The organism is Saccharothrix sp. 6-C, from assembly GCF_016695385.1.
Classification (GTDB): domain Bacteria; phylum Actinomycetota; class Actinomycetes; order Mycobacteriales; family Pseudonocardiaceae; genus Actinosynnema; species Actinosynnema texasense.
Genome location: NZ_CP064192.1, coordinates 7,622,512 through 7,636,369 on the forward strand (window position 1 = coordinate 7,622,512; position 13,858 = coordinate 7,636,369).

General features: G+C 72.1%; 17 protein-coding genes. 9 read left to right on the plus strand and 8 right to left on the minus strand.

The window, feature by feature from the left end:
* The first annotated feature begins 158 nt into the window (after positions 1–158).
* On the plus strand, positions 159–971 hold the full coding sequence (locus IOD16_RS32740) for a purine-nucleoside phosphorylase (protein WP_201437585.1): 813 nt from the start codon (positions 159–161) through the stop codon (positions 969–971).
* Entirely contained in the window at positions 968–2,584 is a 1,617-nt protein-coding gene (locus IOD16_RS32745; RefSeq protein ID WP_201437586.1) for a phospho-sugar mutase, read from the plus strand. The genes IOD16_RS32740 and IOD16_RS32745 overlap by 4 nt, the downstream gene beginning before the upstream one ends.
* A 4-nt stretch (positions 2,585–2,588) precedes the next feature.
* On the opposite strand, the gene IOD16_RS32750 is transcribed toward IOD16_RS32745, so the two are convergent.
* Entirely contained in the window at positions 2,589–2,921 is a 333-nt protein-coding gene (locus IOD16_RS32750) for a hypothetical protein (RefSeq protein WP_201437587.1), read from the minus strand.
* A gap of 204 nt (positions 2,922–3,125) precedes the next feature.
* Between IOD16_RS32750 and IOD16_RS32755 the strand changes: the two genes are divergently transcribed.
* The gene (locus IOD16_RS32755; RefSeq protein WP_201441664.1) at positions 3,126–3,575 is read left to right on the plus strand and encodes a flavodoxin family protein; all 450 of its coding nucleotides are present in this window, start codon (positions 3,126–3,128) and stop codon (positions 3,573–3,575) included.
* 95 nt (positions 3,576–3,670) lie between these two features.
* The gene (locus IOD16_RS32760; RefSeq protein WP_201437588.1) at positions 3,671–4,111 is read left to right on the plus strand and encodes a hypothetical protein; all 441 of its coding nucleotides are present in this window, start codon (positions 3,671–3,673) and stop codon (positions 4,109–4,111) included.
* A 9-nt stretch (positions 4,112–4,120) separates the two neighbouring features.
* On the opposite strand, the gene IOD16_RS32765 is transcribed toward IOD16_RS32760, so the two are convergent.
* The 5 genes from IOD16_RS32765 to IOD16_RS32785 all read right to left on the minus strand — a co-directional run bounded on the left by IOD16_RS32765 (position 4,121) and on the right by IOD16_RS32785 (position 7,531).
* Entirely contained in the window at positions 4,121–5,050 is a 930-nt protein-coding gene (locus tag IOD16_RS32765) for an aldo/keto reductase (protein WP_201441665.1), read from the minus strand.
* A gap of 70 nt (positions 5,051–5,120) precedes the next feature.
* The gene (locus IOD16_RS32770) at positions 5,121–6,029 is read right to left on the minus strand and encodes an aldo/keto reductase (protein WP_201441666.1); all 909 of its coding nucleotides are present in this window, start codon (positions 6,027–6,029) and stop codon (positions 5,121–5,123) included.
* Positions 6,030–6,073: 44 nt separating this feature from the next.
* Positions 6,074–6,457, minus strand: a complete 384-nt coding sequence (locus tag IOD16_RS32775; protein ID WP_201437589.1) for a MerR family transcriptional regulator — start codon at positions 6,455–6,457, stop codon at positions 6,074–6,076.
* Between the two features lie 86 nt (positions 6,458–6,543).
* Complete coding sequence (locus tag IOD16_RS32780) at positions 6,544–6,927, minus strand: type II toxin-antitoxin system death-on-curing family toxin (RefSeq protein ID WP_123745441.1); 384 nt, start codon at positions 6,925–6,927, stop codon at positions 6,544–6,546.
* Between the two features lie 397 nt (positions 6,928–7,324).
* Entirely contained in the window at positions 7,325–7,531 is a 207-nt protein-coding gene (locus tag IOD16_RS32785; RefSeq protein ID WP_015105038.1) for a type II toxin-antitoxin system VapB family antitoxin, read from the minus strand.
* Between the two features lie 75 nt (positions 7,532–7,606).
* Here IOD16_RS32785 and IOD16_RS32790 point away from each other — a divergent pair, with 75 nt between their 5' ends.
* Complete coding sequence (locus tag IOD16_RS32790) at positions 7,607–8,203, plus strand: TetR/AcrR family transcriptional regulator (RefSeq protein WP_201437590.1); 597 nt, start codon at positions 7,607–7,609, stop codon at positions 8,201–8,203.
* A 57-nt stretch (positions 8,204–8,260) separates the two neighbouring features.
* On the opposite strand, the gene IOD16_RS32795 is transcribed toward IOD16_RS32790, so the two are convergent.
* Positions 8,261–9,562, minus strand: coding sequence for a glycoside hydrolase family 18 protein (locus IOD16_RS32795; protein WP_201437591.1), 1,302 nt, complete (start codon positions 9,560–9,562; stop codon positions 8,261–8,263).
* Between the two features lie 200 nt (positions 9,563–9,762).
* Between IOD16_RS32795 and IOD16_RS32800 the strand changes: the two genes are divergently transcribed.
* Entirely contained in the window at positions 9,763–10,608 is an 846-nt protein-coding gene (locus tag IOD16_RS32800; protein WP_201437592.1) for an NmrA family NAD(P)-binding protein, read from the plus strand.
* Positions 10,609–10,776: 168 nt separating this feature from the next.
* Here the strand turns inward: IOD16_RS32800 and upp are convergent, their stop codons facing one another.
* Entirely contained in the window at positions 10,777–11,403 is a 627-nt protein-coding gene (gene upp / locus IOD16_RS32805) for a uracil phosphoribosyltransferase (RefSeq protein WP_201437593.1), read from the minus strand.
* 166 nt (positions 11,404–11,569) lie between these two features.
* Between upp and IOD16_RS32810 the strand changes: the two genes are divergently transcribed.
* The 3 genes from IOD16_RS32810 to IOD16_RS32820 all read left to right on the plus strand — a co-directional run bounded on the left by IOD16_RS32810 (position 11,570) and on the right by IOD16_RS32820 (position 13,813).
* Positions 11,570–12,553, plus strand: coding sequence for a Gfo/Idh/MocA family protein (locus IOD16_RS32810; RefSeq protein WP_201437594.1), 984 nt, complete (start codon positions 11,570–11,572; stop codon positions 12,551–12,553).
* 105 nt (positions 12,554–12,658) lie between these two features.
* Positions 12,659–13,141 (plus strand): hypothetical protein, encoded by a 483-nt coding sequence (locus IOD16_RS32815; protein ID WP_201437595.1) that lies wholly within the window; start codon positions 12,659–12,661, stop codon positions 13,139–13,141.
* A gap of 24 nt (positions 13,142–13,165) precedes the next feature.
* Positions 13,166–13,813, plus strand: a complete 648-nt coding sequence (locus IOD16_RS32820) for a DUF1707 SHOCT-like domain-containing protein (RefSeq protein ID WP_236594523.1) — start codon at positions 13,166–13,168, stop codon at positions 13,811–13,813.
* The last annotated feature ends 45 nt before the right edge of the window (positions 13,814–13,858 follow it).

The following is a 13,858-nucleotide window of genomic DNA, read 5'->3' on the forward strand; positions in this document are numbered from 1 at the left end:
ACTCCAGCGGCGGGCGGGCGGTTCGAGCACCACGGACGTTCACCGGGATCGACCGCCTGGAGGCCGCGACCCCGGAGCCGGCGGACCGCCGACCGCCCGTCGTCCCGGTGGTCGCGGCACTGCGGGCAACGGGGACAGGCGGCGATTAGGCTCGCGGCGTGACCGGTATCAGTGAGAACACCACCCCCGAGGCCCTGGCCACCGACGCGGCCAAGGCGTTGGCCGAGCGGACCGGGGTCGACAGGCACGACATCGCCGTCGTCCTCGGGTCGGGGTGGCGCCCCGCCGCCGACCTCATCGGCGAGCCCACCGCCGAGGTGCCCATGGGCGAGCTGCCCGGGTTCGAGGCGCCCACCGCCGTCGGCCACGGCGGCACCGTGCGGTCGGTGCGCGTCGGCGACAAGAACGTGCTGGTCATGCTCGGCCGGACCCACGGGTACGAGGGCAAGGGCGTGGCCAAGGTCGTGCACGGCGTGCGCACGGCCGCCGCGGCGGGCGTCGGCACGGTCGTGCTGACCAACGCGGCGGGCGGGCTGCGGCAGGGCATGGCGGTCGGCCAGCCGGTGCTGATCAACGACCACCTGAACCTGACCGCGTCGTCACCGCTGGTCGGCGCGCGGTTCGTGGACCTCACCGACCTCTACTCCCCTCGCCTGCGCGACCTCGCCCGGGAGATCGACCCGTCGTTGGAGGAAGGCGTCTACGCGGGCCTGCCGGGACCGCACTTCGAGACGCCCGCCGAGATCCGGATGCTGCGCACGATGGGCGCGGACCTGGTCGGCATGTCCACCGTGCTGGAGGCCATCGCGGCCCGCGCGGAGGGGGTGGAGGTGTTCGGCCTGTCGCTGGTGACGAACCTGGCCGCGGGCATCACCGGCGAGCCGCTCAACCACGAAGAGGTGCTGGAGGCGGGCCAGGCGGCGGCGAGCCGGATGGGCGCGCTGCTGCGGGAGCTGGTGACGCGGGCATGACCCTCGCCCCGGCACTGCGCGACGCCGCGTTCCGCTGGATCGCCGACGACCCCGACCCGGCGACGCGCCTGGAGCTCCAGACCGTCGTGGCGCGGGCGATGGGCGGCGACGCCGCCGCGGCCGACGAGGTGGCCGACCGGATGGCGGGCCCGCTGACGTTCGGCACGGCGGGGCTGCGCGGCCCCGTGCGGGCCGGGCCGAACGGGATGAACCGGGCCGTGGTCGTCCGCACCACGGCCGGCCTCGCCGCGTGGCTCAAGGCGCACGGGCACGTCGGCACGGTGTTCGTCGGCCGGGACGCGCGGCACGGGTCGGAGGACTTCGCGGCGGCGGCGGCCGGTGTGCTGGCGGGCGCCGGGTTCACCGTGCGGGTGCTGCCGGGGCCGTTGCCGACGCCGGTGCTGGCGTTCCTGGTCAAGCGGCACGGCGCGGTGGCGGGCGTGCAGATCACCGCGTCGCACAACCCGCCCGCGGACAACGGCTACAAGCTGTACCTGGCCGGTGGCGGCCAGATCGTGCCGCCGGAGGACCGCGAGATCGAGGCGGCGATCCGGGGCGTGCCCGCGGCCGTGTCGGTGCCGCTGTCGGACGACCACCTGCCGGTGTCGGACGCCGAGGTGGACGAGTACCTGGAGCGGGTCGCGTCGCTGCCGCGCGGCGTGCACCGCGACCTGCGGGTGGCGCTGACGCCGATGCACGGCGTCGGCGGCGCGACGGCGGTCGACGCGTTGCGGCGCGCCGGGTTCACCGACGTGCGGGTGGTGCGCGAGCAGGCCGTGCCCGACCCGGAGTTCCCGACCGTGGCGTTCCCGAACCCGGAGGAGCCGGGCGCGGCGGACCGGTTGCTCGCGCTGGCGGCGGCGGAGGACGCCGACCTGGCCATCGCCCTGGACCCCGACGCCGACCGGTGCGCGCTGGGCGTCCGCGAGCGGGACGGGTCGTGGCGGATGCTGCGCGGCGACGAGACCGGCGTGCTCCTCGGCTCCCTGGTGCTGTCCACAGTGGAGACCCCGGACCCGTTGGTGGCCACCACGATCGTGTCGTCGTCGTTGCTGAAGTCGATCGCGCGGGCGCACGGCGCGCGTTACGCGGAGACGTTGACCGGGTTCAAGTGGCTGGTGCGCGCGGGCGACGGCCTGGTGTTCGCCTACGAGGAGGCGTTGGGCAACTGCGTCGACCCCGCGCACGTCAACGACAAGGACGGCATCTCGGCGGCCGTGGTCGCGTGCGACCTGGCGGCCGGGCTGAAGGCGTCCGGCCGCACCCTGCTGGACGCGCTGGACCAGCTCGCCGTCGACCACGGCCTGCACCTGACCGACCAGGTGTCGCTGCGGTTCACCGACCTGAGCCGGATCGGCGCGTTGATGGCCCGGTTGCGCGCCGCGCCGCCCGCGGGCTACGCGTTCGAGGACCTGCTGCCCGGGGCCGACGTGGTCCGGCTGACCGGTGAAGGCGTGCGGGTGGTCGTGCGGCCGTCCGGCACCGAACCGAAGCTGAAGGCGTACCTGGAGGTCGTGGAACCGGTGTCCGACGACCTGCCGGCCGCCCGCGCGCGGGCCCGGGACCGGCTGGCCGCGCTGCGGGCTCAGGTGTCCGAGCTGCTCGTGGACTGAGCGGTCACGACGCCAGGGCGATCAGCAGGCACAGCACGGCGACGGCGAGCGCACCGCCCGCCACCAGGTAAGGGCGCCTGGTCGGCGGGCTCACCGGGCGCGACCTGTGCTGCGTGACGGCGGCCACCGAGATGCGGCCGGAGATGTAGCTGGCGGTGCAGAGCGCGACGCCGGTCGCGAGGATCATCGTGTTGACGTCCCACGGGCTGTGGTCGACCCCCGGCCACAGGGCGATGAAGACCAGCGGCAGGCCGATCAACCCCACCCCGATCCCGACCCCCGCGCCCCAGGTGATCCGCCGGTTCCGCTTCATCGTGGCGATGCTGCGAGTTTCCATGACTCCCTCCCGGTCACTACCCACTGTAAGACGTGCGACGGCCCCGCCGGTTCCGCGCACCGCTTGTCGATCTTGCTACGCCGACCGCCGCGCCCGTCACCCGGCCACTCGCCCACCGCGTTGACCAGGTGGAACGGCTCGCCGGACGTGATCGGCGACGCCGAGCGGTTGCCGCGCCGTGCCGATCGCGGCAACCTGGGCCGCGTGCCCCGCCTGCTGATCGTGCACCACACACCGTCGCCCGCCATGCAGGAGCTGTTCGAGGCGGTGCTGGAGGGGGCGACCGACCCCGAGATCGAGGACGTCGAGGTCATCCGGCGGCCCGCGCTCTCGGCCACCGCGTCCGACGTGCTCGAAGCCGACGGCTACCTGCTCGGCACACCCGCCAACATCGGCTACATCAGCGGCGCGCTCAAGCACTTCTTCGACACGATCTACTACCCCTGCCTGGACGCCACGCGCGGTCGGCCGTTCGGGGCCTACGTGCACGGCAACCTGGGCGCGGAGGGCGCGCTGAAGGCGTTGCGGGACATCACGGCCGGGTTGGGGTGGCGGCCGGTGGCGGAGACGCTGAGCCTCGCCGGCGCGCCGGACGCCGACGCCCGGGAGCGGTGCCGGGAACTGGGCGCCACGGTCGCCGCGACGTTGACGTGATCACCGACGGCCCGGTCCACGACACCCCGATGTGATCGGTAACGCCCGGCCTCCCTCCTCCGACAGACTGCCGCGACGAGATGTGGAGGCAGTCGATGACCCAGCCAGTCGGTCCACCGCCGATGTGCGGTTCCTGCGGCGCGTACTTGCAGCCGCCGAGCGTCAACTGCGCCGTGTGCGGTGCGACGCAGTGGCCCGTGACGCAGGCCCCGCCCCCGGTGCACCAGCCCGTGCACCCGCTCGCGCACCCGGCGCCGCACGGGATGCACATGGGCGGTGTGGTCACCGCCAAGAACCCCGGCATCGCGGTGCTGCTGTCCCTGCTGTGGCTCGGGGCGGGCAACCTCTACGCGGGTCAGACGGCGCTCGGCGTGGTTCTGCTGCTGGTCAACTTCCCGCTGATCCTGCTGGCCATGACGGTGCTCGGGCTGATCGTCGCGTTCCCGGTGTGGGTCGTGCTGGTGGTCGTGTCGATCGTGCTGGCCATGCAGGGCGCGAAGGACTTCAACCGGCGCAACGGCATCGTGGTGCGGTAGCGGCGGCGGCTACCGGCCCGGCGTCGGCAGCACCTCGGTCGGGTAGCGGTCGCCGGCGACCGAGCCGGCGGGCACGGCGGCGGCGATGCGGGCCGACTGCGCCTCGGTGAGCTCCAGGTCCGCGGCGGCGGCGTTCTCCTCCACGTACTTCACCCGCTTGGTGCCGGGGATCGGCACCGCGCCCTGGTGGTGGACCCACGCCAGCGCGATCTGCGCCGCCGTCACGTCGTGCTCCCGCGCCACCTCGCGCAGCGACTCGACCAGCGCCAGGTTCCGGTCGAAGTTCCCCGCCGCGAACCGGGGCTGGCCGACCAGGCGGAAGTCACCGGCCGCGAAGTCGTCCTTCGACGTGTAGCGGCCGGTGAGGAAGCCCCGGCCCAGCGGCGAGTAGGCGACGACGCCGATGCCCAGCTCGCGGCACGTGGGCACGACCTCGTCCTCGATGTCGCGCGACCACAGCGACCACTCGGTCTGCACGGCCGCGACGGGGTGCACGGCGTGCGCGCGCCGGATCGTGTCCGCGCCCGCCTCGGACAGGCCGATGTGCCGGACCTTGCCCTGCTCGACCAGCTCGGCCATCGCGCCCACGGTCTCCTCGATCGGCACCTCCGGGTCGACGCGGTGCTGGTAGTACAGGTCGACGTGGTCCGTGCCCAGGCGGCGCAGCGAGGCGTCGGCGGCCTGCCTGACGTACTCCGGGTCACCCCGCAGGCCCCACTCCGACCGGGGCTGCCCGGGTTCGCGGACGACGGCGAACTTCGTCGCCAGCACCACCTCGTCCCGGCGGCCCCGGATCGCCCGGCCGACCAGCTCCTCGTTGGTGAACGGCCCGTACATGTCGGCCGTGTCGAGGAACGTGACGCCCAGGTCCAGGGCGCGGTGGATGGTGGCGGCGGACTCGGCCTCGTCGCCGGGGCCGTAGAAGTCGCTCATGCCCATGCAGCCCAAGCCCTGCGCGCTCACCTCGAGCGCGCCCAACCGGCGCTTCTCCACGGTCGTCCTCCTCAGCTCACTTGTTCGACAGCGCCAGGAACTCCGGCGGGTACCGGTCGCCCGCCACGGTGGGCGCGGCGGCCTCGATCGCGCGGAGCTCGTCCGCGCTCAGCTCCAGGTCGGCGGCGGCGACGTTCTCCTCCAGGTACCCCACCCGCTTGGTGCCCGGGATCGGGACGACGTGCTCACCCCGGTGGTGTACCCACGCCAGCGCCAGTTGCCCGGCCGTGACGCCGCGTTCGGCGGCCAGCGCGCGCAGGGCGTCCACGATGGCTGTGTTGCGGGCGAGGTTCTCCTCGGCGAACCGGGGCAGGCCGCGGCGCATGTCGTCCTCGGCCAGGTCGGCGACGGACGTGACCCGGCCGGTCAGGAAGCCGCGGCCCAGCGGCGAGAACGGCACGATGCCGATGCCCAGCTCGCGGCACGTCGGCGCGACCTCGGCCTCCACGTCGCGCGTCCACAGCGACCACTCGCTCTGCAGGGCGCTGATCGGGTGCACGGCGTGCGCGCGGCGGATCGTCGCGGCGCCCGCCTCGGACAGGCCGAGGTGCCGGACCTTGCCCTCGGCGACCAGCTCGGCCATCGCGCCCACGGTCTCCTCGATCGGCACGTCCGGGTCGACGCGGTGCTGGTAGTACAGGTCCACGTGGTCCGTGCCCAGGCGGCGCAACGACGCCTCGACGGCCCGCTTGACGTAGGCGGCGTCACCGCGCGGCCTGCGGTCCGGGTCGCCGAGCCCGAACTTGGTCGCGAGCACGACCTCGTCCCGGCGGCCCTTGATCGCCCGCCCCACCAGCTCCTCGTTCGCGCCCGCGCCGTAGACGTCCGCGGTGTCGAGGAGCGTGACGCCCAGGTCCAGGGCGCGGTGGACAGTGGCGACCGACTCGGCCTCGTCACCGGCGCCGTAGGACTGGCTCATGCCCATGCAGCCCAGGCCCTGGTCGCCGACCAGGAGCCCGCCCAGCGACCTCACGCGGTCATCCCCTCGATGAACGTGTGCTCGATCTGCTCGTAGTGCGTGATCTTGTACTCGATCACCTCCAGGCACGACTGGAGCTCGGCGACGCGCGCGCGGACCGAGGCGCGGTGCTCGAACAGCATCTGCTTGCGGCGCCCGGCGGTGGCCGCGCCGCTGTGCCTGAGCTGCGCGTACTCGCGCATCATCCGGATGGGCATGCCGGTGGTGCGCAGCCGGGTCAGGAAGACCAGCCAGCCGAGGTCGTCGTCGCTGTAGCTGCGCCGCCCGCCGGAGTCCCGGGCGGGCGGGTCGACCAGGCCGATCCGTTCGTAGTAGCGCAGGGTGTCGATCGACAACCCACTGCGCTCGGCCGCTTGAGCGATCGAGTAAGTCACGGTGTGACCGTAGGAGCTGGAGTGCACTCCAGGTCAACCCGGTTCGGGGTATCCGGCGCCGTCACCCGGTCGTGGGGGCCGGTCGGTCACTCGTCCTTGGGCGTTCCCCATGCTTCCAGGTGGGCGGCCATGCCGCCGACGTCGATCTGCTCCCGGCCGAGCGCGCGCACCAGGTCGAGGGCTTCGTCCTCCTCCGCGTCGACCCACCAGCCGTTGATGTCGCACAAGGTCACGGCGGCGACCCAGCCCAGCCGCCAGTTGCCCTCGGCCAACGGGCGCGTGCGGACGATGGAGTCGAGCAACGCGGAAGCTTTGAGCCAGAGCGTGTCGTACGCCTCGACCCCCAGCACTGTGGCCCTGGGGCGGTGGGCTGCGGAGTCGAGGAGACCTAAGTCGCGCACGACCAGATCCCCGCCGGTGACGGCGGTCGCCAGCACGAGCAAGTCGCCGGCGTCGAGGTAGTTGACCACTGCTTGACGCGCTCCCTGTCCTGAGCGGTGGCGACTCCGGCACGACCACGCCGCGATCTGGGCGTGTTTCGTCCCATCACCCACCCCCTCAGGTCCGTTTCGCCTCCCCGCCCCGCGGGCGGTGAGGATGCTGTCGGCCGCGTTGTGCGCCGAAGCGCAACCTGGACGCAGCCCGATCTTCAACGGCGCACCATACCGGTGTGCTTCGGACCACCGTGGACGTTCACAGAGGTAGAGGGGTGAACGTCCTATGCCGCGCCGGTTGAGCTGCATGGATCGATCTTATCGAACATATGTTCGAACGGCGAGCGCGTGCGGGGGTGTCACCCGAAGGTGTGGCAGTGGGTAATCGGTCGGGCGCCCTCGGTACGGGATCCCGCAATCAGGAGGGACCGGATCAGGCGGAGCCGAGGCGGTCGAGGAGTCCTCGGTACTTGGGGAGCACGCGTCCGAGGACCTCGGAGAGTTGCTCCTCCTTCTGCAGCCGGGCCCACCGCTCGGCCAACGCCAAGCGCACGACCTCCTGCTTCGAACGGCCCTCGGCTGCGGCGAGTTCGTCGAGCCGCCGGTTCTCCTCGTCGCTCAGACGCAGAGTCATCGCCATGGGAAACGACGGTACCAACTTGATACCACGATGGCCAGGCCGCGAATTATAACAGTGTTGCGATACGATGCCCCGGTGCCACGACCGAAGACACACGACGATGCGCTCCGCGGCCGGCTGCTCGAGCGGGCGGGCGAACTGCTGTCCACCGAAGGCCCTGGAGCTCTGAGCTTGCGCAGGCTCGCGGCGGATGTCAACACCTCGACCACGGCCGTGTACTCGCTGTTCGGCGGCAAACCGGCGCTGCTGAACGCCGTGTACGAGGAGGCGTTCCGCCGATTCGGTGAACGCATCGCGACCGTGCCGCAGACCGACGACCCGGTGGAGGACCTCGTCCAGATCGGCCTGGCGTACCGCCAGAGCGCGCTGGCCGACCCGCAGTTCTACCTGGTGATGTTCAGCAAGGTCGTGCCGAACTTCGAGCCGTCCGACGAGACGAAGGAAGCGGCCGTGCAGACGTTCCTGCCGGTGGTGCGGGACGTCGGCCGCGCGGTCGAGTCGGGCGCGTTCACCCAGGAGCCGCCGGAGCGGATCGCGTTGGCGATGTGGGGCATGGTGCACGGCCTCGTCAGCCTGGAGCTCAACGGCAACCTGCCGCCGGGGGTCGAGATCGCCCCGGTCTACGAGCGCGCCCTGCGCGCGCAGGCGGACGGCTGGCGCGTCGTGAAGTAGGTGGGGCCCGGGGAGGTGGCCGCCGCGAAACCTCCCCGGACCCCGTGGACCGTCCCGTCAGGACAGTCCGCTGGTGAGCGCCTTGATCAGCTCGCCGTCGGCGGTGTCGCCGTCGAGCGACCAGATCATCGCGCCGCCAAGGCGCCGGTCGGCCACGTAGCGCCCCTTGCGCTTCATCTCGACCGGGTCGTCCCAGGTCCAGAACGTGGCGCCGTCGAACAACCACGCGTGACCGGCCTTGGCATCCCGGTGCACGGTGAACTTCGCCAGCTGCGCCTTGAGGATCCGGTAGTCCTCGTACCCGGCCTCGTAGGTCGCGGGCGCGGGGCCGGCGGCGGGCTGGAACAGGCCGTCGCCCTCGTTCCGCACGCCGGTCCAGCCCCGGCTGTAGAACGGCACGCCCATCACGACCTTGCTCTTCGGCGCGCCGTTGCGCAGGTAGTGGTCGATCGCGACCTGCGAGCTGAACGGCGGCGCCGTCGGGTCCGCGGCGGGGGTGCGGATCGCCGACTGCTGGTTGGTCACCGGCTCCCAGGCGCCGTGGTAGTCGTAGCCCTGGATCGTGCCGAACGTCAGCAGCTCGAAGACCTTCCGGACCTCGAAGCCCCGGTCGACCTGCGCGGGGTTGGCGGGCAGGAACGCGGTGAGGTCGTAGCGCTCGCCGGTGCGCCGGGTCAGCCTGCCCAGCTGCTCGCGGTACTCCACGAGCAGCGCGGTGAAGTTCCGCTTGTCCTCGGGCCGCACGACGTTGCCGGGCGCGGCCTCGGACGACGGCCACTCCCAGTCGAGGTCGACGCCGTCGAACACACCGGCCGCCGCACCGGGGGCGGCGTCGGGCAGGTTGCCCTTGAGCCACATGTCGAGGCAGGACGCCACGTGCGCGGCGCGCGACTCGGGGGTGAGGGCGGCGTTGGAGAAGTACTTCGACCCGGTCCAGCCGCCGAGCGAGATGTTGATCCGCAGCTTCGGGTACTTGGCCTTGAGCTGCTTGAGCTGGTTGAGGTTGCCCGACAGCGGCTGGCCCGCGACGTCGGCCTTGCCGTTGACGCTCTGCTCGGCGGCGAAGGGCCGCTGGTAGTCCGCCCACGGGTCGGCGCTGACGCACTTGCCGGACTCGTCGAGGAAGCCGAAGGCGTAGTTGAGGTGGGTGAGCCGCGGCGCGGTGCCGTTGGCCACGAGGTCGCGCACCAGGAAGTTGCGGTCGTAGCCGCTCCACTGGGTGTAGTACCCGACGACGCGCTCGCTCCTGCCGTGCCCGTCGCGGCCGTCGTGCCGGTCGTGGGCGACGGCCTGCGGCGCCAGGGACACGGTCATCGCCGTGGCCAGGAGGGCGGGGAGCACCCATCTCCTGCTCGACATGCTTCTCCTCGCGTGACTCCGGGTGTGGTCCAGACCACGGTAGTGATGAGGTCTAGACCACCTCTACGGCCGTTCGGCCGAATCCGGTAATGCGAATTGTTCTCACGTGCGTTGCAAACTTTTGCATGTGCGAGGTCGGTGGTGACCGCGCTAGCTTCGGCGTTGCTCAAGTTTGAACACTACGACCGCAGGGGGAAGTTGTGACGATCCTGGTCACCGGGGCGACGGGCACGACCGGAGGCGCGGTGGTGCGGCAGCTGGCGGCGGCGGGCGTGCCGGTGAAGGCGTTGACGCGCAACCCGGCACGGGCCGCGGTGCCCGAGGGCGTGGAGGTGGTGGGAGGCGACCTGACGCGGCCGGCCGAGCTGCCGTTGGCGGGCGTGACAGGGGTGTTCCTGTTGGCGGCGATCGAGTCGGACGACGCGGTGGCCCACGCGCGGGCGTTCCTGGACCGCGCGCCGGACTTGCGGCGGGTGGTGTTCCTGTCGAGCAGCGCGGTGACCGTCCGGCGGCCGGGCAGCTACGAGCTGCACCACGACGTGGAGCGGGTGGTCGAGGCGTCCGGCGTGGCGTGGACCCACGTGCGGCCGGGCGAGTTCATGGCGAACAAGATGGTGTGGGCGCGGACGATCCGGGAGGAAGGCGTGGTGCGGGCGCCGTTCCCGGAGTCGGTCGGGGCGCCGGTGCACGAGGACGACGTGGCCGAGGTGGCGGTGCACGCGCTGCTGCGCGACGGGCACGCCGGCAAGGCGTACACGTTGAGCGGCCCGGAAGCCCTGACGCACGTCGAACAAGCCGCGGCGATCGGTCGCGGCCTGGGCCGCCCGATCCGCTTCGAACGCCTGACCTACGGCCAGGCCCGCGCGACCCTCATCCGCGACGAGGGCCTGCCCTACGACGTCGCCGAGTACCTGCTCGGCTACATGGCCCAGCACAACGAGGAACCGGCTTCCGTGACCCCCGACTTCACCACCGTCACGGGCCACCCGGGCCGCACCCTCTCCACCTGGGCCGCCGACCACTCCACCACCCTGACCCTCCCTTAACCCCGAGAGTCCAACCTCCAGCTCCCGCGTGTCCTACGTTCGCGTCGCGCGTGTCCTACATTCGGAACACCCGAGTTGAACGCTCAGAACAGTCGATCTTGTCCTGAGCGTTCAACTCGGGGTACCGGAACGTAGGACACGCGCGTTCCGAACGTAGGACACGCGGGGTCAGTGGACGGCGCCGTATTGGCGGTCGCCGGCGTCGCCCAGGCCGGGGACGATGAAGCCCGAGTCGTTGAGGCGCTCGTCGATGCTGGCGGTGACCAGGCGGATCGGGTGGGCCGAGTCTTCGAGGTGCTTGATGCCCTCGGGGGCGGCCAGGGCGCAGATCGCCGTCACGTCGGTCGCGCCCCGGTCGGTCAGCAGGCGGATCGTGTAGGCCATGGAGCCGCCGGTGGCGAGCATCGGGTCCAGCACGAAGACGGGACGGCCGGCCAGCGAGTCCGGCAGCGACTCCATGTACGGCGTCGGCTGGAGGGTCTCCTCGTCCCGCGCCAGGCCGACGAAGCCCATCTGCGCGTCCGGGATCAGCTTGTGCGCCTGGTCCGCCATGCCGAGGCCGGCCCGCAGCACCGGCACCAGCAGCGGCGGGTTGGCCAGGCGGTAGCCGGTGGTCCGGGCGACCGGCGTGTGCACCCGCTCCTCGGCCACGGGCAGGTCGCGCGTGGCCTCGTACACCAGCATCACGGTCAGCTCGTGCAGCGCGGCGCGGAACGCCGCGTTGTCCGTGCGGGCGTCACGCATGGTGGTCAGCCGCGCCCTGGCCAGTGGGTGATCGACAACGAGGACGTCCATGGTCGAACAGTATGTGGTACCTCTGACCGGTGCCCGACGGCTCGTCGCCCCGGCTCGGTGGTCCGCTTCGAGGACGCGGCGGGCCGAACCGCCGGGGCGGGAACGGCAGGCGGTGGGCCGGTTCGGTTCGGGGTTGACGGAGTGCTGCCGGGGGTAACGAACTGACATGGCCGACCACGTGCGGATCGGGGTTCTTGGGGCGGCGCGGATCGTGCCGGCGGCGTTGGTCCGGCCGGGGCGGTCCGTGGCGTCGGTGGAGGTGGCGGCGATCGCGGCGCGGGAGGTCGGGCGGGCGCAGGAGTTCGCTGACCGGTTCGGCATTCCCCAGGTCCACGGGAGCTACGACGAGCTGTTGGACGACCCGAACGTGGACGCGGTCTACGTGCCGCTGCCCAACGGGTTGCACGGGAAGTGGACGTTGGCGGCGTTGGCGGCCGGGAAGCACGTGCTGTGCGAGAAGCCGTTCGCGGCCAACGCGGACGAGGCGGCGGAGGTCGCGGCGGCGGCGAAGAGCAGCGGGCTGGTGGTGATGGAGGCGTTCCACTACCGGTACCACCCGTTGGCGCTGCGGTTGGCGGAAGTGGTCGCGGAGTTGGGCGAGCTGCGGCACGTGGAGGCGCGCCTGGCGTTCCCGATGCCGAAGTTCAAGGACATCCGGTACTCGCTGGACCTGGCCGGCGGGGCGTTGATGGACGCCGGGTGCTACGCGGTGAACATGGTGCGGTACCTGGGCGGTGACGAGCCGGAGGTGAAGTCGGCGCGGGCGTTGCTGAAGGGCGAGGGCGTCGACCGGGCGATGCGGGCGGAGCTGAAGTTCCCCGCCGGGCACACCGGGACCGTGGTGACGTCGATGTGGTCGCGGTCGTTGCTGAGGCTCTCGGCGAAGGTGTTGGGCGCCAACGGCGAGCTGCGCGTGTTCAACCCGTTCTCGCCGCAGCACGGGCACCGGCTCACGGTGAAGCTGGACGGCCACCGGCGGGTCGAGCGGTTCGACCGGCGGCCGTCGTACGAGTACCAGCTGGAGGCGTTCGCCGACGCCGTGCTGCACGGCAAGCCGTTCCCCACGACGGCGGACGACGCGGTGGCCACGATGCGGGTCGTGGACGACATCTACCGGGCCGCCGGCCTGCCGGTCCGTCAGCCGAGCTGACCAGGTCGCCGGTGCGCGTCGCCGGCCTGGCGGGAACCGCGGCGGCCATGCGTTCCTCCAAGGGGAGTACCGCCTGGCGAAGGCCACTGCCCCGAGGAGCACCGGATGGACGTCACGCGAACGAGCAGCCGTTCCCGTCCGCTGCGGTGGCTCGTCGTCCTCGTCGCGGCCGTGGCGTTGGTCGGGTGCCAGGACCGGGCCGAACCGGCGGCGAAGTCCGGGACCGGGGAGCTGCGGACCGACCCGGAACCGCTCGTCGAGCGCTTCCCGGTGCTCGCGGCGCTGGAAGGCGCGCGGTGGATGTCCGGCACGTTCGGCCGTGCCGACGTGCCCGGACCGTCGACCTACTGGATCGACGCGGTCGTGACGCTGCCGGCGGCCGAGGTCGAGCGGGTGCGGTCGGCTTGCGCGCCGGCCGACGAGGGCCGGGCGCCGGACGTGGTGGCAGGCCTGCGCGCCGAGTTGCCGGGCGGGCCGTTCCTGACCGGGGACGCGCTGGACGCGGCGTTCGACCACGAACGCTGGCACGTGTCGGCCTTCCTCGACCCGAAATCCGCCCGACTCGTGCTCATCGCGACAGGAACGTGAGCATCCTCTCCTAGACTCACCCGTGTGAGCGACGAGCTGGTGCCGGACCCCCGTCAGATGCGTGCCTCGGACGCCGACCGCGAGAAGGTGGCCCAGGTGCTCCAGCAGGCGCACGGCGAAGGCAGGCTCGACCTGCACGAGCTGGACGAACGCCTGGCGGCGGTGTACTCGGCCAAGACCTACGGCGAGCTGGTGCCGCTGACCGCCGACCTGGGCGTGCCCGCGCCGTCGGTGATGCCCCTGCCGATGACGCAGAACGCGCCCGCGTCGCGCATCGGCGGCACGCCCGGCTCCACGGTCTCGTTCGCGTTCTGGTCGGGTGTGGAGCGGCGCGGCGAGTGGGTCGTGCCGCCGACGCACACGGCGGTGGCGGTCATGGGCGGTGTCGAGCTGGACCTGACCCGGGCCCGCTTCTCGCAGGGCGAGACGACCATCAACGCCTACGCGCTCATGGGCGCGGTGGAGATCATCGTGCCGGAGGACGTCACCGTCCGCGTGTCCGGCATCGGCTTCATGGGCGCGTTCGAGGACGCCACGCACAAGGGCGCGCCGACTATCCCCGGCGGCCCGATCGTGAACATCACCGGGTTCGCGATGATGGGCGCGGTCGAGGTGAAGCGGCCGAAGAAGAAGAAACTCAAGGGTCGCTCCCACGACGAGCTGGAGGGCTAGCCCGAGCGTGCGGGTGAGGTGGCCGAGCCCTGCTTTTGCCCGCCT

Excerpts from the sequence above, each read along its gene's own strand:
- IOD16_RS32770 (WP_201441666.1), bottom strand. The coding sequence starts at position 6,029 with ATGGGCATGAGCCAGTCCTACGGCGCCGGTGACGAGGCCGAGTCGGTC.
- IOD16_RS32760 (WP_201437588.1), top strand. The coding sequence starts at position 3,671 with ATGACCCAGCCAGTCGGTCCACCGCCGATGTGCGGTTCCTGCGGCGCG.
- IOD16_RS32795 (WP_201437591.1), bottom strand. The coding sequence starts at position 9,562 with ATGTCGAGCAGGAGATGGGTGCTCCCCGCCCTCCTGGCCACGGCGATG.
- IOD16_RS32765 (WP_201441665.1), bottom strand. The coding sequence starts at position 5,050 with ATGGGCATGAGCGACTTCTACGGCCCCGGCGACGAGGCCGAGTCCGCC.
- IOD16_RS32815 (WP_201437595.1), top strand. The coding sequence starts at position 12,659 with ATGGACGTCACGCGAACGAGCAGCCGTTCCCGTCCGCTGCGGTGGCTC.
- IOD16_RS32750 (WP_201437587.1), bottom strand. The coding sequence starts at position 2,921 with ATGGAAACTCGCAGCATCGCCACGATGAAGCGGAACCGGCGGATCACC.
- IOD16_RS32745 (WP_201437586.1), top strand. The coding sequence starts at position 968 with ATGACCCTCGCCCCGGCACTGCGCGACGCCGCGTTCCGCTGGATCGCC.
- IOD16_RS32810 (WP_201437594.1), top strand. The coding sequence starts at position 11,570 with ATGGCCGACCACGTGCGGATCGGGGTTCTTGGGGCGGCGCGGATCGTG.
- upp (WP_201437593.1), bottom strand. The coding sequence starts at position 11,403 with ATGGACGTCCTCGTTGTCGATCACCCACTGGCCAGGGCGCGGCTGACC.
- IOD16_RS32785 (WP_015105038.1), bottom strand. The coding sequence starts at position 7,531 with ATGGCGATGACTCTGCGTCTGAGCGACGAGGAGAACCGGCGGCTCGAC.